This is a genomic window from Methylobacterium sp. NEAU K, assembly GCF_030700285.1.
Classification (GTDB): domain Bacteria; phylum Pseudomonadota; class Alphaproteobacteria; order Rhizobiales; family Beijerinckiaceae; genus Methylobacterium.
The window spans coordinates 1-17,718 of sequence record NZ_JAUYZJ010000002.1; the positions used below are offsets into that span (position 1 = coordinate 1).

The 17,718-nt window shown below is 69.7% G+C and carries 23 protein-coding genes; 11 read left to right on the forward strand and 12 right to left on the reverse strand.

Going from position 1 to position 17,718, the window contains the following annotated elements:
* The 7 genes from gmd to mdcA all read right to left on the reverse strand — a co-directional run.
* A partial coding sequence (gmd, locus tag Q8W67_RS01600) for a GDP-mannose 4,6-dehydratase (RefSeq protein ID WP_305539699.1) occupies positions 1–965 on the reverse strand: 965 nt, incomplete at its 3' end.
* Between the two features lie 203 nt (positions 966–1,168).
* Entirely contained in the window at positions 1,169–2,095 is a 927-nt protein-coding gene (locus Q8W67_RS01605; RefSeq protein ID WP_305539702.1) for an acyltransferase domain-containing protein, read from the reverse strand.
* A complete protein-coding gene (mdcG, locus tag Q8W67_RS01610) occupies positions 2,092–2,766 on the reverse strand; it encodes a malonate decarboxylase holo-[acyl-carrier-protein] synthase (RefSeq protein WP_305539705.1) in 675 nt (224 codons plus the stop codon). Before mdcG ends, Q8W67_RS01605 begins: the two co-directional genes overlap by 4 nt.
* Positions 2,767–2,789: 23 nt before the next feature.
* A complete protein-coding gene (gene mdcE / locus Q8W67_RS01615) occupies positions 2,790–3,506 on the reverse strand; it encodes a biotin-independent malonate decarboxylase subunit gamma (RefSeq protein WP_305539708.1) in 717 nt (238 codons plus the stop codon).
* The gene (locus Q8W67_RS01620) at positions 3,493–4,422 is read right to left on the reverse strand and encodes a biotin-independent malonate decarboxylase subunit beta (RefSeq protein WP_305539710.1); all 930 of its coding nucleotides are present in this window, start codon (positions 4,420–4,422) and stop codon (positions 3,493–3,495) included. The genes mdcE and Q8W67_RS01620 overlap by 14 nt, the downstream gene beginning before the upstream one ends.
* A 2-nt stretch (positions 4,423–4,424) precedes the next feature.
* Complete coding sequence (mdcC, locus tag Q8W67_RS01625) at positions 4,425–4,733, reverse strand: malonate decarboxylase acyl carrier protein (RefSeq protein ID WP_305539713.1); 309 nt, start codon at positions 4,731–4,733, stop codon at positions 4,425–4,427.
* Positions 4,734–4,823: 90 nt separating this feature from the next.
* Positions 4,824–6,470: a malonate decarboxylase subunit alpha gene (gene mdcA / locus Q8W67_RS01630; RefSeq protein WP_305539716.1), complete on the reverse strand. Its 1,647-nt coding sequence runs from the start codon at positions 6,468–6,470 to the stop codon at positions 4,824–4,826.
* Between the two features lie 225 nt (positions 6,471–6,695).
* On the opposite strand from mdcA, the gene madL reads away from it, so the two are divergent.
* Genes madL through Q8W67_RS01645 form a run of 3 tightly spaced genes read left to right on the forward strand, consistent with a single transcriptional unit; the run spans position 6,696 to position 8,637 of the window.
* The gene (gene madL / locus Q8W67_RS01635) at positions 6,696–7,154 is read left to right on the forward strand and encodes a malonate transporter subunit MadL (RefSeq protein WP_305539719.1); all 459 of its coding nucleotides are present in this window, start codon (positions 6,696–6,698) and stop codon (positions 7,152–7,154) included.
* Positions 7,155–7,171: 17 nt separating this feature from the next.
* Entirely contained in the window at positions 7,172–7,936 is a 765-nt protein-coding gene (madM, locus tag Q8W67_RS01640) for a malonate transporter subunit MadM (protein ID WP_305540572.1), read from the forward strand.
* A gap of 32 nt (positions 7,937–7,968) precedes the next feature.
* On the forward strand, positions 7,969–8,637 hold the full coding sequence (locus tag Q8W67_RS01645; protein WP_305539722.1) for a GntR family transcriptional regulator: 669 nt from the start codon (positions 7,969–7,971) through the stop codon (positions 8,635–8,637).
* On the opposite strand, the gene Q8W67_RS01650 is transcribed toward Q8W67_RS01645, so the two are convergent.
* Entirely contained in the window at positions 8,634–9,023 is a 390-nt protein-coding gene (locus Q8W67_RS01650) for a cell division protein ZapA (RefSeq protein WP_305539725.1), read from the reverse strand. The genes Q8W67_RS01645 and Q8W67_RS01650 overlap by 4 nt on opposite strands.
* 55 nt (positions 9,024–9,078) lie before the next feature.
* Complete coding sequence (locus Q8W67_RS01655) at positions 9,079–9,366, reverse strand: DUF4164 family protein (protein ID WP_305539727.1); 288 nt, start codon at positions 9,364–9,366, stop codon at positions 9,079–9,081.
* A 450-nt stretch (positions 9,367–9,816) separates the two neighbouring features.
* Here Q8W67_RS01655 and gap point away from each other — a divergent pair, with 450 nt between their 5' ends.
* From gap to Q8W67_RS01690, 7 genes are all read left to right on the forward strand, one after another.
* Entirely contained in the window at positions 9,817–10,821 is a 1,005-nt protein-coding gene (gap, locus tag Q8W67_RS01660; RefSeq protein WP_305539730.1) for a type I glyceraldehyde-3-phosphate dehydrogenase, read from the forward strand.
* An 84-nt stretch (positions 10,822–10,905) separates the two neighbouring features.
* Entirely contained in the window at positions 10,906–11,379 is a 474-nt protein-coding gene (locus Q8W67_RS01665; RefSeq protein WP_305539733.1) for a hypothetical protein, read from the forward strand.
* Between the two features lie 25 nt (positions 11,380–11,404).
* Entirely contained in the window at positions 11,405–12,607 is a 1,203-nt protein-coding gene (gene pgk / locus Q8W67_RS01670; protein ID WP_305539736.1) for a phosphoglycerate kinase, read from the forward strand.
* A gap of 236 nt (positions 12,608–12,843) precedes the next feature.
* A complete protein-coding gene (locus tag Q8W67_RS01675; protein ID WP_305539739.1) occupies positions 12,844–13,110 on the forward strand; it encodes a hypothetical protein in 267 nt (88 codons plus the stop codon).
* Positions 13,111–13,171: 61 nt separating this feature from the next.
* Entirely contained in the window at positions 13,172–14,242 is a 1,071-nt protein-coding gene (gene fba, locus Q8W67_RS01680; RefSeq protein WP_305539742.1) for a class II fructose-bisphosphate aldolase, read from the forward strand.
* A 20-nt stretch (positions 14,243–14,262) separates the two neighbouring features.
* The gene (locus Q8W67_RS01685) at positions 14,263–14,907 is read left to right on the forward strand and encodes a thiamine phosphate synthase (protein WP_305539745.1); all 645 of its coding nucleotides are present in this window, start codon (positions 14,263–14,265) and stop codon (positions 14,905–14,907) included.
* A gap of 53 nt (positions 14,908–14,960) precedes the next feature.
* On the forward strand, positions 14,961–15,932 hold the full coding sequence (locus Q8W67_RS01690) for a tetratricopeptide repeat protein (RefSeq protein WP_305540575.1): 972 nt from the start codon (positions 14,961–14,963) through the stop codon (positions 15,930–15,932).
* 4 nt (positions 15,933–15,936) lie between these two features.
* Here the strand turns inward: Q8W67_RS01690 and Q8W67_RS01695 are convergent, their stop codons facing one another.
* Genes Q8W67_RS01695 through Q8W67_RS01705 form a run of 3 tightly spaced genes read right to left on the reverse strand, consistent with a single transcriptional unit; the run spans position 15,937 to position 17,233 of the window.
* On the reverse strand, positions 15,937–16,377 hold the full coding sequence (locus Q8W67_RS01695; protein ID WP_305539748.1) for a cupin domain-containing protein: 441 nt from the start codon (positions 16,375–16,377) through the stop codon (positions 15,937–15,939).
* Entirely contained in the window at positions 16,374–16,784 is a 411-nt protein-coding gene (locus Q8W67_RS01700) for a carboxymuconolactone decarboxylase family protein (protein ID WP_305539751.1), read from the reverse strand. The genes Q8W67_RS01695 and Q8W67_RS01700 overlap by 4 nt, the downstream gene beginning before the upstream one ends.
* A 23-nt stretch (positions 16,785–16,807) precedes the next feature.
* Positions 16,808–17,233 carry a DUF779 domain-containing protein gene (locus tag Q8W67_RS01705; protein ID WP_305539754.1) on the reverse strand — a complete coding sequence of 142 codons (426 nt, stop codon included), beginning with the start codon at positions 17,231–17,233 and terminating at the stop codon, positions 16,808–16,810.
* 176 nt (positions 17,234–17,409) lie between these two features.
* On the opposite strand from Q8W67_RS01705, the gene Q8W67_RS01710 reads away from it, so the two are divergent.
* A complete protein-coding gene (locus Q8W67_RS01710; RefSeq protein ID WP_305539756.1) occupies positions 17,410–17,697 on the forward strand; it encodes a hypothetical protein in 288 nt (95 codons plus the stop codon).
* Positions 17,698–17,718 lie beyond the last annotated feature (21 nt).

Consider the following 17,718-nt stretch of genomic DNA (forward strand, 5'->3'; position numbering starts at 1 on the left):
CGCTTGATGTCGGCGTCGACCATCTCCTGGATCATCGCCTCCAGGCTCGTCTGCGCCTCCCAGCCGAAGGTCGCCTTGGCCTTGGCCGGGTTGCCGAGCAGCACCTCCACCTCCGCCGGCCGGAACAGGGCCGGGTCGACGATCAGGTGGTCGTCGATGTTCAGCCCGACATGCTTGAACGCGATCGCGCACATGTCCCGCACCGTCGTAGTCCGCCCGGTGGCGATCACGAAGTCGTCCGGCTTGTCCTGCTGCAGCATCAGCCACATCGCCTGGACGTAGTCCCGGGCATGGCCCCAGTCGCGCTTGGCGTCGATGTTGCCCAGCCGCAGCTCCTTCTGCTTGCCGAGCTTGATCCGGGCCACCGCGTCCGTGACCTTGCGGGTCACGAACTCGACCCCGCGCAGCGGGCTCTCGTGGTTGAACAGGATGCCGTTCGAGGCGTGCAGCCCGAAGCTCTCGCGGTAGTTGATAGTCATCCAGTGGGCGTAAAGCTTGGCCACGCCGTAGGGCGAGCGCGGGTAGAACGGCGTCGTCTCGCTCTGGCGCTCCTCCTGGATCAGCCCGAACATCTCCGAGGTCGAGGCCTGGTAGTAGCGCGCGTGCGGCGCCACCGAGCGCAGGCACTCCAGCATGTGCACGGCGCCGAGCCCCGTCACCTGCCCGGTGAGCAGCGGCTGCTGCCAGGACGAGGTCACGAAGGACTGGGCGGCGAGGTTGTAGATCTCGTCGGGCTTTGCGGCCTGGACGATGCGCAGCAGCGCCGATTGATCGAGCAGGTTGCCGTCGACCAGCTCGACGTCGTCCAGGATGTCGAGCCACTTCAACCGATGGTCGAACACGCCGGCATGGCTCGAGCGGCGCACGATCCCGGTGACCGTGTAGCCCTTCTGCAGCAGGAACTGTGCCAGGTACGCGCCGTCCTGGCCCGTCACCCCCGTGATCAGTGCGCGCTTGGCCGTCATGAACCCGTCCCGTCTCGATGATGCCCGGCTGCTACGACCGACCCGGCATCCGCGTCAAGGCAAGGCCACGACGCGAATATTCCGCGTCGCCGCGCCCGGTCCCGACTGCAGGGAGGCCGGTTTCTTCGAAGAAAATACCGGGCTGTCCGCCGAATTCGCCGGATATGGCTGTGATGCGTGCGTCACGCCGTGGCCGATACGCATTACGATTGAGCGAGCCACGCGGCGACGCCTGCGATCGACCGAAACTCCTCCAGCGCATGGATCCGCGCGTCCGGCAGCGCCGTACGCGCCATCGTCGCCAAAGCATGCCCGGGGCCGAGCTCGAGCACCCGGTCAGCCCCGAATTCCCGGCAGGCTTCCAGGCAGGCCGCCCAGTCGATCATGTGCGAGATCTGGAGGGCGAGTTTGTCCAGGCCGTCCGCGGGCCGGAACACCGTCGCGCCGTCGAGGCCGCTGACGAGGCGCGGGGCGCCGGTCGGCGGGCGGCGCAGGGTGACGGTGCCGAGGGCCGTCCGGAACGCCGCGGTCGCCGCCGCGAGCAGCGGCGTATGCGAAGGGGTGTGGACCGGCAGCACCACCGCGCGCTGTGCGCCCGCCGCGGTCGCGTCCCTGCAGAGGGATTCGAGCACCGCGCGCCGGCCGCCAACCACGCCGCTGTCGGCGGCGTTGCGGATCGCGAGATGGCAGCCGTGCCGTGCGGCCAGGACCTGAAGTGCGTCGACACCGAGGCCCCGGATCCCGGCGAGCCCGAAACCTTCGCCCGAGGCGGAATCCATGGCCTCGGCGCGCCGGGCCGCCAGGGCGAGCACGTCCGCGTCGGCCAGCCGTCCGGCGACACCCCAGGCTCCGAGGTCGCCTATGCTGTAGCCCGCCACGATGGCGCGTCCCGGCCGCGCGGCGCCGAGCGCCCGCCAGGCGGCGAGCGCTGCGACGCAGCACAGTATCTGCCCGGCACGGTTCGCGTGCAGCGCATCCCCGCCCCGGCGGGCGAGGTCGCGGGGATCGGTGCCGCCCAGCAGCGGCTCGGCGGCGGCGAAGATGTCCTGTGCGTCGGGATGGTCGGCCGTGAGGTCGAACATCCCGGGATGCTGGCCACCCTGGCCCGACAGGAGGATCGCGAGGGTCATGCGGCGATCCCGGCGCGCAGCGGGGCGACGGGCCGCATCGCGAGACCGTCCAGCCCCTTGGCCAGCACCGTCCCGTCCTCCGGCGCGTCGCGCAGCTCCCGCCAGTGCAGGCCGGCGCCGTCCGGCAGCAGGATCTCGCCGTCGATGCGCATCGGGGCCGAATCGGCGATGGTGGCGAGCCCGTCGAGCAGGCCGCTCGGCACCGGCGCCGGGCACGGCCAGAGCAGGTCGAGGTCCGAGGTGGTCGTGAGATAGGGGAGGCCCGTCACGGCCTGCCAGAGCAAGCCTCCGAACGGGCGGGGTACGAGGCCATGACGTTCGCCGAGCGCCACCAGGGCGGCGATCGTCCCGTGCCAGGCGGCGGGCGCGTGCTCCGCGGTCTCGGCCAAGCTCGGCGCGGCCAGGGGCGCCAGTTCGGCGGCCGGCAGGGCGAGGCCGATCCGGCGCTTGCCATCGGCCGGCGGCAGCGGCAGGCCGAGCGGCACGGAGCCGGCCATCTCGCCCGGTACCCGGCGGCGGACGATCAGGGGGCGGCCCGCCGCGGTCCACCCAGCCAGATGAGGGATGCCGGCGAGATCGACCCGGGTCCGGAGCCAGTCCGCCCAAGCCCCCGGATCGGCGCGCACGAGGTCGTGGCGGGCGAAGGCCTCGGGCGAGACGGGCTCAGGCAAGTCGGTCTCAGGCAAAGTCGGTCTCAGACAAGGCGCGCCTGGTCGATCACAGCGCCCGCGATGCCGCGCGCCACCGGCCGGCCCCCGCGCGTCTCGCCGAGCCGGTCACGGTCGTCGCCGGCTTGCAACCCGGTGATGAGATCGCGAATCTGGCCGTCGAGGGCCTTGCCCGGATCGAGCACCACATGGACCGCGCCGGTCGCCACCATGTTGTCGATCCCGGGCGCGAAGACCGGGGTCGATTTCGCCATTTCCTGGAGCTTGTCGAGGGGCAGCTTGGTGACGCGGGCGACGGATGGCAGGTCCATCACGCTCGGGTTGGCGCCCGGCAGCGCGGCCAGAACCCGCGTCGCCAGGGCCGTTGCGATGAAGGCCCCGGCGGCCGAATGTCCGTAGATCAGACCGATTGTCGGGTGTCCGGACCGGTCGGCCAGCAGAAGCGCCTTGGCGAGATGCGCAAGGCATTCGTTGAGCCCGAGCAGTTCGTCGCGCCGGCTCATGCGCTGGCTGTCGGAATCGACCGCTACCAGGATCGGCGCGCGGTCGCCCGCCCGCACCACGTCGAGAACCACGCGCGACAGGATGAGCGCCCCCTCCACGCCGAGCGGCGTGTCGCCGTCGATCCCGACGACGTGGAGCTTGCTGCCCGCGAACGGGCCGCCCCCGGTCACGAGCCCGTCGCGCACCTGGACGGAATGGCCCTGCGGAAACAGCCCGGCCAGGATCTCAGCGAGCGTCATGGTTGGCCTCCCTGACCCGGGCGACGGTCTCGTCGAAGGCGCGCGTGTCCATCGCCGGCACCGAGTCCGGATCGTTGACGCCGAGCCGCGCCCAGACATCCGTTGCGTCACGGCAATCACCGAAGCGTTCGATCCGGGATTCGAGCCGCGCCTGCTCGGCCTCCAGCGTATCGAGGTCGAAGGCCGGCGCCCGGCCGATTAGGTCGAGCGCCGCCCGCCGGAAGGCCGCGACCGTGTCGGCGCAGAAGGCATCGGCCCCGCCGATCAGCCGGCGGTGCTTGCCGCCCATGGTGCGCCAGACCAGCGCCCGGTCGCGGGAATCGAACTCCTCCGCGCCCTTGTTGGTCTCGATCACCTCGGGCCCCGAGACCGAGATCCGGCCGCCCTCGGAGACGGCCAGCCGCGAGCAGGTTCCGGCGATCAGGCCGCCGCCGCCGTAGCAGCCAGCCCGGCCGCCGATCAGCCCGATCACTGGGATGCCGGCCGCCCGGGCGTCCACGATCGCCCGCATGGTCTCGGCGATTGCGGTCTCACCGGCATTGGCCTCCTGAAGCCGGACGCCGCCGGTGTCGAACAGGATCAGCACCGCGGCCGGCTTCAGTTCGATCGCGGCGCGCAGCAGGCCCACCAGCTTGGCGCCGTGGATCTCGCCGAAGGCCCCGCCCATGAAGCGGCCTTCCTGCGCGGCGATCAGCACAGGCTTGCCGTCGAGGGTCGCCCGTCCGACCACGATGCCGTCGTCGAAGGCGCGCGGCAGGTCGAACAGCGGCAGGTGCGGACTCATCCGCCGCTCGGTCGGGGGCAGGAATTCCCTGACGCTGCCCGGATCGGCGAGCGCCACAACGCGCTGGCGGGCGGTGGCCTCGTACCAGCTCAGCGCATCGGGATCGGCACTCGCGGCGCGGTTGCCAGCCATGGTCAGGCCTCCATCAGCCGGGCGCCCTGGAGCAGGCGCAGTGAGACCGTGTCGGGGCGGGCGCCGCCGTCATTGATGCTGATCCGGAGGCCACCGGGCTGGGCTCGGGCGACGAAATCTGCCACCACGGCCTCCCAGACGACGCCGTAGCCGGCGATCGGCGTCTCGATCGCCACCTCGCAGGCATCCGGCGGCAGTACCCGCTCCAGCAGGATCTCCAGGTTGCCGGAGGCCACCACGCCGGTGATCGCGTTCGGCACCGAGCCCGGCAGCGGCTTTTTCGTGGTGTGGCGGAAGGTCAGGGTTTCCATGGTCGGTTCCTCGACGGACGTCCCGTCATCCAAACAGAACACCTCAGGATGAGGGCGCGAGTGGGCGGCGCAGCTTCAGCGCGATCGACCCTACCAGTTCCGGAACTTCGCCGGCGGCTCGTAGAGCCCCCCGGACCAGTGCACGAGGTCCTTGATCGACTTGGCAGCCAGCAGGGCCCGGTCGGCGTCCAGCGGCTCGATGCCGAGATCCTCCGGCCGGCGTATGATCCCGCGGGCGCGCAGCTCCTCGACCTTGGCGCGGTCGCGGCCGCGGCCGACCTCGGTATAGCCTGCGACCCCCCGGATCGCCTGCTCGCGATCGTCGGCATCGCGGCACAGCAGCAGGTTGGCGATGCCCTCCTCGGTCACGATGTGCGTGACGTCGTCCGCGTAGATCATGACCGGCGCCAGCTCGAGACCGATCTTTCTCGCGAGTTCGAGGGCGTCGAGCTTCTCCACGAAGGTCGGGACCAGCTTCTCGCCAAACGTCTCGACCAGTTGCACCACCAGCTTGCGCCCGCGCATCAGCGCGGGATCGCCGACGATCTGCCCTTCGCGACCGGCCTTCATCCAGGCATCGGACGGGTGGCGCCGGCCGTGCGGGTCCGAGCCCATGTTGGGCGCGCCGCCGAAACCCGCCACCCGCGACTGCGTGATTGTCGAGGAATGGCCCATCAGGTCGATCTGGAGCGTCGCCCCGATGAACATGTCGCAGGCGTAGAGGCCCGCCGTCTGGCAGAAGGCCCGGTTTGAGCGCAGGCTGCCGTCCGCCCCTGTGAAGAAGATGTCGGGGCGCTCGCGGATGTAGCGGTCCATGCCGACTTCCGAGCCGAAGCAATGGATCTGCTTGACCCAGCCGGACTCGATCGCCGGGATCAGGGTCGGGTGCGGGTTGAGCGCCCAGTGGGTGGCGATCTTGCCCTTGAGGCCGAGCTTCTCGCCGTAGGTCGGCAGCAGCAGTTCGATCGCCGCCGTCCCGAAGCCGATCCCGTGGTTGAGCCGGCGGATGCCGTATTCCGCGTAGATCCCCTTGATTGCCATCATGGCGATCAGGATCTGGGTCTCGGTCATCGCCGCCGGGTCGCGGGTGAACAGCGGCTCGACGTAGAACGGCGTGTCGGCCTCGACCACGAAGTCGATCCGGTCGCCGGGGATGTCGACCCGCGGGACCTTCTCGACGATCTGGTTCACCTGCGCGATCACCACGCCGTTCTTGAAGGCCGTGGCCTCGACGACGGTCGGCGTGTCCTCGGTGTTGGGGCCGGTATAGAGGTTGCCGTCGCGGTCGGCCGAGACGCCGGCGATCAGCGCCACGTTCGGTGTCAGGTCGACGAAGTAGCGGGCGAACAGCTCCAGGTAGGTGTGCACCGCACCGAGCTGTATCTGGCCGCCGTAGAGCATCCTGGCGATGCGGGCGCCCTGCGGGCCGGAGTAGGAATAGTCCAGCCGCTTGGCGATGCCGGTCTCGAACACGTCGAGGTGCTCCGGCAGGACGATCCCCGACTGGACCATGTGCAGATCGTGGATCTTGGCCGGATCGCAGGCGGCGAGGCCGCGGGCCAGGCAATCCGCCTGCTTCTGGTTATCGCCCTCCAGGCAGACCCGGTCGCCCGGGCGGAGGATCGCCTCCAGCAGATCGACCACGGAACCGGCCGGGACCACCTTGCCGTCGGCATGGACGCGACCCGCCTGGACGCGTGCATCGCGATCATTCCTCTCGCCGCGCCACTCGGTCATCCGCGGGCTCCCTGATGTATGCGATGCCCAGGATAAGGCCCGCCACCCGTATTTTCAAACACGTATCATTCACGGTTTCGTATACGGGATTGCCGGTCTGTCAATATCCTGCATACTAGAGGCAACAAACAACGAGTCGATTCGGGTCGGGAGACGCCCCATGCCGAGCGCGTCATTGAAGGCGCCGCACCGTGCCCTGGCGAGTGCCGCGAGAGGGAAACGCCGATGATCGTCCTGGGTGTCGCCCTCCTCGCCACCTGCACGCTGATCGGCGTGTATCTCGGCGATCTCCTCGGCATCGCCCTTGGCGTGAAGGCGAATGTCGGCGGTGTCGGCATCGCCATGATCCTGCTGATTGCCGCCCGCCTCTGGCTCTCCCGGCGCGGCCGCCTGACCAAGGGCGTCCAGTTCGGCGTGGAGTTCTGGGCCGGCATGTACATCCCGATCGTGGTCGCCATGGCGGCCCAGCAGAACGTTGTCGCCGCGGTGAGCGGCGGCCCGATCGTGATCATCGCCGCCACCGGCTCGCTGGTCCTGTGCTTCGGCGCCGTGGCGCTGCTGAGCCGCTTCGGACGCCGCGATCCGGGCAGCCCCGAGGTCGAGCACGGAGGATCGGTCATCGGCGGCGAAGCGGAACCGGTTGCCGGCACGCAGCCCGTGGTTCCGGCCGCGCGACAGGGGTGAGCATCATGGGACATGAGATCTGGCACGGCATCGAACATGTCTTCATCGAGCAGAGCCTCGTCGCGGCCTTCGCGGTCGTCGGCGCGCTGATCCTCGTCTCGAACCTCGCGGCCAAACGTTTCACCAACGGCCGCGTTCACGGCTCGGCCATCGCGATCGTGCTCGGACTGGTGCTGGCCTATCTCGGCGGCCTCCACACGGGCGGCAAGAAGGGGCTCGCCGACATCCCGGCGCTGGCCGGCATCGGCCTGATGGGCGGGGCGATGCTGCGCGACTTCGCCATCGTCGCCACCGCCTTCGAGGTCGACGTGATCGAGGCCAAGCGGGCCGGCCTGCTCGGCGTGCTGGCGCTCGCCCTCGGCACGATCCTGCCGTTCATCGTCGGGACGCTGACCGCCGTGGCCTTCGGCTACCATGACGCGGTCTCGATCACGACCATCGGCGCGGGCGCGATCACCTATATCGTCGGCCCGGTGACGGGGGCGGCGATCGGCGCGGATTCCACCGTCATGGCGCTCTCCATCGCCACTGGGGTAACCAAGGCCGTCATGGTCATGGTCGGCACACCCTTGGTGGCAAAGCTGATCGGCCTGGACAACCCACGCTCGGCCATGGCCTACGGTGGGCTGATGGGGACGGTGAGCGGCGTCGCGGGCGGACTCGCGGCCACGGACCCCAAGCTCGTTCCCTACGGAGCGCTCACCGCCACCTTCCACACCGGGATCGGCTGCCTCGTCGGTCCCTCGATCTTTTTCCTGACGGTGCGGGCCCTGGTCGGCTGAGAGTCCGGCCGCGCGAGGCGCAGGAACTGCGGATGCACGGCGACTTTCAAAAGATCGACAGCGGGCTGCTCTCGGACCGGATCCGCGACGCGCTTACCGACGCGATCACCTCGGGTGTGATCCCGGCCGGCACGGCGCTGGACGAGCAGAACCTCGCGCAGCGCTACGGCGCCTCGCGGACCCCCGTCCGGGAGGCGCTGCGCCAGCTCTCGGCCTCGGGCCTCGTCGAGATGCGCCCACGCCGGGGCGTGGTGGTCGCGCGGCTCACGCCGCAGCGGATCGCCGACATGTTCGAGACCACCGCCGAGATCGAGGCCATGTGCGCCCGGCTCGCGACCTACCGGATGACGCCGCTCGAGCGCGGCCTCCTGATGGAGCTGCATGAGGACTCCGCCGCGGCGGTGGAGGCCGGCGACGTGGACGCCTACGACCGGTTCAACCGCGCCTTCCACGAGGCGCTCTACGCGGCGACCCATAACGGCTTCATGGCCGAGCAGGCGCTGGCGATCCGCGAGCGGCTCGCCGCCTTCCGCCGGACCCAGCTGCGCCACGCCGACCGTATCCGCCGCTCGCGCGAGGAGCACGGCGAGATCCTGACCGCCATCGCCGAGGGGGACGGCGAGCTGGCCGCCCGCCGCATGCGCGCGCACATGCTGCGGGCCGCGGCCGCGCTCGGGCGCTACATCTCCGAGACCGGCTAGCTCTCGCGCCCCTCGCCGGGACGCCGCGCAGGCGCGCTCAACGCGTCCGCGAGCTTCCCGATCCGCTCGGCCGCGTGCCCGATCCCGGCCGCCGCCCGGGCGGCATCGTCGGACCGGGCGCGTTCGGCGGCCTCGGTGGCGGCGCGCAGCTGCGCCGTCTCAGCCTCCAGGGCGGCGAGCCGGCCGCGAACCTCTAAGAGTTCGTCGGCGATGGTCAGCGCGGCCATCACCTGCAGGCGCATGTCGCCGATCTCGCCGAAGCCCTTGCGCATCTCGCCGATGCGCGTCCCGAACGTCTCGGCGAGGCTGGCGAGGTGGGCCTCCTCGCCCGCGCCGCAGGACATGCGGTAGCTCCGGCCGTCGATCGTCACGTTGATGATGGGCATGGGATCAGGGGCCTGGGCGGCTCATGGGGCGGTCCGTATCGGCGAGGGCGCCATCTCAGGAGTGTCCGAGCACAGTCTGGACGGTCTCGATCGCGCGGTCGAGCCGGTGCCCGACCGCGCCGGTCGTGGCCTCGACGTCGGCCAGGCGCGCGCTCGCCGCGTCGAGGGCGGCGGCGAGCCGGGCGCGGTCCTCATCCATGAGGGCGAGCTCGGCATCCCGGTCGTCGGGCTGCGCATCCGCATCCAGGCGCCGGGCGACCGCGGCGTCCAGGCGCGTCAGCGCGGCGTCGAGCCGCGAGAGCGCTTGGTCGATGGAGCTCGTATCGGTCGTGTCGTCGGCCATGGAGTTTCCGCTCGCCTCGGATCGAAGCTTTCGGCCGGATGCACCCGGAATTCCAGCCCGAAATGTTGTCTGCATCGCTGACGGTGCAGGCGAACAATCCCGATTGCCCAACCCAGTTTATTGATTGTGGGAGACGGGGGTGTTTGTCACGGGCACGCGTTTGACAGGTCGAGGCGCCATGTTAGACAGCCGCGCGCTCTCGACAGAGACCGCGCGAGACATGCCGGATGGCCGGTCCGTGACAGTCCCGAGGCCTCAGCCGCCACCGTCGCATCCGACGTGTACGGGCTGGGAAGCCCGGCCTCTCCCGGCCCGGTTCATCGCAGGTTCAAATCCGCCCGCCCAGATCCGCCCGGCCCGGTCGGCCTGGCTGCGGGCCGCCGAGTTCGCTCCGAGGACCGCGCCCAAGGGCCCGGCGCGCGGTGCGCCGCATCAGGAAGGAGTCACGCCGTGACGAAGGTTGCCATCAACGGGTTCGGACGCATCGGCCGCAACGTCCTGCGGGCGATCGCGGAAGCCGGCCGCAGCGATATCGAAGTCGTGGCGATCAACGATCTCGGCCCGGTGGAGACCAACGCCCACCTGCTCCGCTTCGACTCCGTGCACGGGCGCTTCCCCGGCGAGGTCGCGGTGGACGGCGAGTTCCTGGTGGTGAACGGCAAGCGCATCAAGGTCACGGCCGTGCGCAACCCGGCCGAGCTGCCGCACCGGGACCTCGGCGTCGACATCGCGCTGGAATGCACCGGCATCTTCACTTCGAAGGACAAGGCCAAGGCCCATCTCGACGCCGGCGCCAAGCGCGTCCTGGTCTCGGCCCCAGCCGACGGCGCCGACCTGACCGTGGTCTACGGCGTCAACCACGACAAGCTCCTGGCCGAGCACCTCGTCGTGTCGAACGCCTCCTGCACCACGAACTGCCTGGCGCCGGTCGCCAAGGTGCTGGACGAGGCCGTGGGCATCGAGCGCGGCTTCATGACCACGATCCACTCCTACACCAACGACCAGCCGTCCCTGGACCAGATGCACAAGGATCTCTACCGGGGCCGCGCCGCCGCGCTCTCGATGATCCCGACCTCCACGGGCGCCGCCAAGGCGGTGGGCCTCGTCCTGCCGGAGCTGAAGGGCAAGCTCGACGGCACCGCGATCCGCGTGCCGACCCCGAACGTCTCGGCGGTGGACCTGGTGTTCACGGCCAAGCGCGCCACCTCGGTCCAAGAGATCAACGACGCGATCAAGGCCGCCGCTGCGGGCCCACTGAAGGGCGTGCTCGGCGTCACCGACCGGCCGAACGTCTCGATCGACTTCAACCACGACCCGCATTCGTCGACGTTCCATCTCGACCAGACCAAGGTCATGGACGGCACCTTCGTGCGCATCCTGTCCTGGTACGACAACGAGTGGGGTTTCTCGAACCGCATGGCCGACACGGCCGTGGCGATGGCCAAGCTCATCTGAGCCTGAACGCCCGCCGCCCCGGGGACGGACGGCGGGCGCGATCGTGATCGGACGGCCTCACCTCGCAACAGGGATTCTTCAGGGATGACCGACGCTTCGCAAGGCACGTCGAGCGGGCAAGGCTTCGTACCGCCAGCCCCACCGAAACCGGCTGCGCCGCCGCCCGCCACGGTCGCCACCCCGGCAGCGCCGGCTCAGTCGCACGCGCTCCCGGCCAATCAGCTATTCGACCAGCTGGCGCGGATCGAGGACAAGTGCTCCCGCATCGAAGACAAGTACGCCCGGTCCGAGGCTCTGCTGTCGCGGGTCGAGGACAAGGTCGAGAATGCCGCCAACCGGATGAACGAATCCGCGCGGCAATCCGACCTCGCCGCCCTGCGCACGGAGATGCGCGGGCTCGCTGATCGCACGCGGCGCCTGCCCGGCACCGGCGCGCTGGTCCTGACCGCGGTGATCACCGCGATCCTGACCGTCGTACTGATGGTCGCGGTGCAGCGGTTCAATCTCGACCGGCTCCTGCCGCAGCGGCCCGCCGCCACCGGCACGACCGTCCAGTAATCCCAGACGCCCCGTACAGGACCGCATGAGCGCCTTCCGCACCCTCGACGACGCCGGCCCGCTCACGGGCAAGCGCGTTCTGATGCGCGTCGACCTCAACGTGCCGATGGAGGGCGGCCGCGTGACCGACGCGACCCGCATCGAGCGCGTCGTCCCGACCATCCGCGAGGTGGCCGACAAGGGCGCAAGGGTGATCCTGCTGGCCCATTTCGGGCGCCCGAAGGGCAAGCGCGAGCCAAAGGATTCCCTGGAGCCGGTTGTGCCCGCCCTCGGTGCCGCCCTTGGCCGCACGGTCGCGTTCGCGGCGGATTGCGTCGGCGAGGACGCCGCGAAAGCGGTGGCGGCGATGCGGGACGGGGACGTCCTGCTTCTGGAGAATACCCGCTTCCATGCCGGCGAGGAGAAGAACGACGCGTCCTTCGCGGATGCTCTTGCTGCCAACGGCGATGTCTACGTCAACGAGGCGTTCTCGGCGGCCCACCGCGCTCATGCCTCGACGGAGGGGCTTGCGCATCGTTTGCCGGCCTTCGCCGGCCGCGAGATGCAGGCCGAGCTCGACGCCCTGACCAAAGGCCTGGAAGCCCCGCAGCGCCCCGTCATCGCCCTGGTCGGCGGTGCCAAGGTGTCGTCCAAGATCGATCTCCTGGAAAACCTCGTCGCCAAGGTCGACATGCTTGTGATCGGTGGCGGCATGGCCAACACCTTCCTGCACGCGCAGGGCAAGGCGGTCGGCAAGTCCCTGTGCGAGAAGGATCTGGCCGGGACCGCCACCCGCATACTGGCGGCTGCCGAGAAGGCCGGCTGCCGGATCATCCTGCCGGTGGACGCGGTGGCGGCCGCCGAATTCAAGGCTCAGGCACCGCACGAGACCGTACCGGTGGACGCGGTGCCGGAGAGCAGCATGATCCTCGATGCTGGCCCGCGATCGGTCGCCGAGATCAACGCCGCCATCGACGACGCCAAGACCCTGGTCTGGAATGGACCGCTGGGCGCTTTCGAACTCGCTCCGTTCGACGCCGCTACGGTGGCGGCCGCCCGGCACGCGGCCGGCCGCACGAGGGACGGCCGGCTCGTCTCCGTCGCGGGCGGCGGCGACACCGTGGCCGCCCTAAACCACGCGGGCGTCGCCTCCGACTTCACATACGTCTCGACGGCGGGCGGTGCCTTCCTCGAATGGCTCGAGGGCAAGGCCCTGCCGGGCGTCGAAGCGCTGCGGGCGAAGGGCTGAGAGCCTGCTTGATCCCGTGATATCAGTCGCATGACGTTCGAGACCGGCGGATATCCCAATCTCTCCCCTCATTCCGAGGTGCTGCGCAGCAGCTTCGCGGGAGAGTTCCAGGAATCGCCGAGCCTTCGGGAGGGCTCGTTGGCGGCTTGCGCGACGCGCAGGCTTCTCAGGATGGCGTTGCGGATCGGAAAGGCCCGCAGGACAGGCCTTGAAAATCGCGTGGGAGGACCGGAGCTGTGCTCCTCGCGCGCCACCACGCCCCTATCTATAGTCCCGGCTTCAACCGGCCGGCGGGCGACGCGATGAGCGACACCGTGGAGAACGCGACGATCGAGATCCTGAAAGGCATTGAGGCGCGCATCTGCGAGCGGAGACGCTCGGGCGCTTCGACAGGCTCGATTTCCGGCATGCTCGCGATGATGCGCGCCACGGCCGGGGATTTCGACGCCCGGATCGAAGCATTCGAGGAACGCGTCCCTGCTCTTGAGAGCAGGGCATTCTAGGTTTCCGTCGCCGGGGGCGAGCGGGCAGACCACCAGACGGCAAGCGGGAAGACAGGATATCATGGCACGGATCACCCTGAGACAGCTTCTCGATCACGCGGCCGAGCACGCGTACGGTGTGCCCGCGTTCAACCTGAACAACATGGAGCAGGGCCTGGCGATCATGGCGGCGGCGGACGCCACCGACTCGCCGGTGATCCTGCAGGCGAGCCGTGGCGCCCGCGCCTACGCCAACGACGTGGTGCTGGCCAAGCTGATCGACGGCCTGGTCGAGATCTACCCGCACATCCCGGTCTGCATGCATCTCGACCACGGGAACAACGAGGCCACCTGCGCTACGGCGATCCAGTACGGCTTCACCTCGGTGATGATGGACGGCTCGCTGAAGGCCGACGGCAAGACGCCGGCGGATTACAATTACAACGTCGAGATCACCCGCAACGTCACGAAGATGGCCCATTGGGCCGGCGTTTCGGTGGAGGGCGAACTCGGCGTGCTCGGCTCGCTGGAGAGCGGCCAGGGCGAGGCCGAGGACGGCCACGGTGCCGAGGGCACCCTGAGCCACGACCAGCTCCTGACCGACCCGGACGAGGCGGTGAAGTTCGTCGAGGCGACCAAGGTCGACGCCCTCGCTGTGGCCATGGGCACGAGCCACGGCGCCTACAAGTTCACCCGCAAGCCCGACGGCGAGGTGCTGGCGATGAGCGTGATCGAGGAGATCCACCGCCGCCTGCCGACGACCCACTTGGTGATGCACGGCTCGTCTTCGGTGCCGCAGGAGCTTCAGGACATCATCAACCAGCACGGCGGCCAGATGAAGCCGACCTGGGGCGTCCCGGTGGAGGAGATCCAGCGCGGAATCAAGCACGGCGTGCGCAAGATCAACATCGACACCGACAACCGCATGGCGATGACCGGCCAGATCCGGAAGGTGCTGACCGAGAACCCGTCCGAATTCGATCCGCGCAAGTACCTGAAGCCGGCGATGGAGGCGATGACCAAGCTGTGCAAGCAGCGCTTCGAGGAGTTCGGTACCGCCGGCCAGGGATCGAAGATCCGGCCGATCTCGGTCTCCGAGATGGCCAAGCGCTATGCCAGCGGCTCGCTCGACCCGAAGATCGGCGCGCGCTGACGCGTCGGGCAGCCGGTCCGATGAGCAGCAACCCCCGCCTCGCCCTCCTCGGGCCCCACAGCCTGGACGCAGATGGCATCGACGCCTTCGCGGCTGCGCTCGGCGCAGCCTGCGCGGCTGGCGACGTCGCGGCCGTGATCCTGCGGCTGGCCAGCACCGATGAGCGCGGGCTCACCGCCCGCGTCAAGCAGATCGCGGCGATCACGCAGGAGGTCGGGGCGGCGCTCGTGGTGGCCTGTCCGGGCTTCACCGGCGACCTCGTCTCGGTGGCGACCCGCGGCGGCGCCGATGGCGTCCATGTCGACAAGCCGCGCGACCTGAAGGATCTGCGCGACCGTCTCCGGGACGGGCGCATCCTCGGGGCGGGCGGCATCGAGACCAAGCACGGCGCCATGGAGGCGGGCGAGGCCGGGATCGATTACCTGATGTTCGGCGGCCTTTATCCGGACGGCGTGGCCCCCGATCCTGCGACGGTGCTGGCCCGGGCCGAATGGTGGGCCCAGATCTTCGAGACCCCGTGCGTCGCGGTCGCCGTGACGGCGGATGAGATCGCCCCGCTGGCGGCGACCGGGGCCGAGTTCGTCGGACTGGAGAGCGGCCTCTGGCTGAATGATCCGGGCGCGGTCGAGCGCGCGCAGCGCGGGTTCCAGGAGCGGGTTGCGTGAACGGACGGTCCGCGCATCTCGCGGCACTTCTTATCGCGGGACTGGTCCCGGCGATGCCGATTCTCGCGGCGTCGGGACCGGCCGAGCCGTCGAAGGCCGCGACCCAGCCCGACAAGAAGCCGATGCCGGAGCTGCCGAGCCCCTACACGCCGAACTATTCCCGGGGCGCCGTTCCGCCCGCCACCGGCCAGCCGCCTGATGTCGCCTACGGCGCCTACCAGCGCGGCCAATACGTCACCGCCTTCCGGGAGGCCACCAAGCGCATCGAGGCGAATCCCAAGGACGCGGCGGCGATGACGCTGCTTGGGGAACTGTACAACCAGGGCCTCGGAGTGAAGCAGGACCCGGTCAAGGCCGCCGAATGGTACCGGCTCGCCGCCGCCCAGAACGATGCGGCCGCGATGGCGTCGCTGGGCCTGATGGCGCTGGACGGCCGCGGCATGCCGAAGGATACCAAGGCTGGCCGGCGCTGGCTGGAGCAGGCCACCGCCAACGGCTCGTCCACGGCCGCCTACAATCTCGGCCTGATCCTGATCGGCTCCGGCGCGACACCCGACGAGGCTGCCGCGGCCGCACAATTCCGCAAGGCCGCGGATGCCGAGATCGGTCCGGCCCAGCACGATCTGGGGGTGCTCTACCTTCAGGGCCGCGGCGTCCCGAAGGACCCCGGCAAGGCGGCCCAGTGGTTCCGGCGGGGGGCCGATAACGGCGACCTCGCCAGCGAGGTCGAATACGCGATCCTGCTGTTCAACGGCAACGGCGTGACCAAGGACGAACGCTCGGCCGCCCGCTACTTCCTTCACGCGGCCTCACGGGGGAACGCGATCGCGCAGAACCGGATCGCACGCCTCTACGCGGCCGGCCGCGGCGTCTCCAAGAACCTCATCGAGGCCGCGGCCTGGAACCTCGCCGCGGCCGCGCAGGGCCTGTCCGATGCCTGGCTCGATCAGACCTTGTCGGGTCTCTCCGCCGAAGAGCGCACTCGCGCCGAGCGCCTCGCCAACGAGCGGATCGAGCAGCGCTGAGGGCTCATTCGGCCGCCTTGGACCAGTCGACGCCGGCCTCGAGTTCCGGGAGCAGCACGACGCTCTCCTGCTCGTTCGGGTCGGTCCGGGCGATCACCGCGGTCACCGGCTCGGTCTGGCTGCGGTTATAGGGCAGGTGCGGCACGTCGGCGGCGATGTAGACGAACTCGCCGGCGCCCGCGATCACGTGGTGCTCGAGGTTCTCGCCCCAGAAGCAGCCCGAGACTCCCGACAGGACATGGATCGCCGTCTCGTGCGATTCGTGCTTGTGGGCATGGGCGCGCTCGCCCGGCGGGATTTCCAGGAGCTGGAGATGCAGGGCCTTGGACCCTACGGCCTCTGCGGAGATCGCCGGGCGATAGATGTGCCCCTGCTTGCCGCGGAACGGCGCGCTCTCGCGCACCACCATAAGCCCCTGCCTCGGTGTTTCGGATACGCCGCTCATGTGTCCCCCACTTTGAAGACGGAATCCACGGGGATCTGCAGGCCGTTGACCAGGGCATTGGTCTGGTTCGCCGTGCCGACCACCGCGAGGAACTCCCCGTGCTGCTCGGCGGTCAAGCCCTTGGCGCGGGCGGCGGCGGTGTGGGAGTGGATGCAGTAGGGGCAGCCATTGACGATCGAAACCGCCATGTACACCAGCTCCTTCGTCAGCGGGTCGAGAGCCCCGGGCGCCATCACGGTCTTGAGGCTGGTCCAGGTCCGTTCCAGCAGAGCCGGATCATTGGCGAGGCCGCGCCAAAAATTGTTCACGAAATCGGAGCCGCGGGTCGCGCGGATGTCGGCGAAGATCGCCTGCACCCGCGGATCGGCCTCCGCCTCGACATCGGTCCAGAGCTGCACGGTCGCCATCGGTCTTCCCCCTCCGGGCCGTCTCAGAGTTTGCACGCCCCGTCGAGCGCCTGGTTCTCGGCCTCCGTGAACAGGCGGGATCGGATATGGAAGCGCTTCTCGCGCCCGTTCTCGAGCGAGAACATGCCCCCGCGCCCGGGCACGACATCCAGGATGAGGTGGGTGTGCCTCCAGACGGCGAATTGCGAGCGCGAGATGTAGAAGTCTGCACCGCCGACGCGGCCGAGATGGACGTCGGCATCGCTCACCAGGAAGTCGCCCACGGGGTAGCACATCGGCGAGGATCCGTCGCAGCAGCCGCCGGACTGATGGAACATCACCGGCCCGTATTCGCCCCTGAGTTCCTCGATCAGCGCCAGCGCCTTCGGGGTGGCGGTGACCCGCAGCGGCGTGCCGTCGGCCCCTGCCTGCTCCGCGGTGGTGGCCTCGCCCGTCGAACCGGCGTCCATGCTGCCCTCCCCTGTTGGAATGTGAATATGCGTGTTCGGCAGCGGATTTCCACGCCCCCGCTCCGAAGCAGCCCAATGTCCGAGCTGGTGCCGGATTGCCGTCTGCCGCGTTGCCTTACCGAAGGGCGCCCGTCCCGGGGGCGCCGCACGTGCCGTCTCGGGAGCCCACACCCGCCATGAGTTCACTCGGTCAAGCCACCAGTCTCGCCATCGCCCTGGTCGGCCTCGCCGCCCCGGCGAGCGCCGATCCGCTGTCGCTGAGGATCCAGACCCGCGAGCAGCCCCTGTTCCTCCAGCACGCTTGGCACAGGGCCGTGAACCCGAACGTCACGCCGGACAATCCGATGGGTATCGTCGGCTGGGACGGTCCGCCAGACGATGTGCCCAGCGTGAGCGGCGATGCCGGCCCGATGGCGCCCGGCTCGATCGCCAATGCTCCCTTCGAGGGCTACAGCACCTATTGAGACCCGGGGCCGGCGTTACCC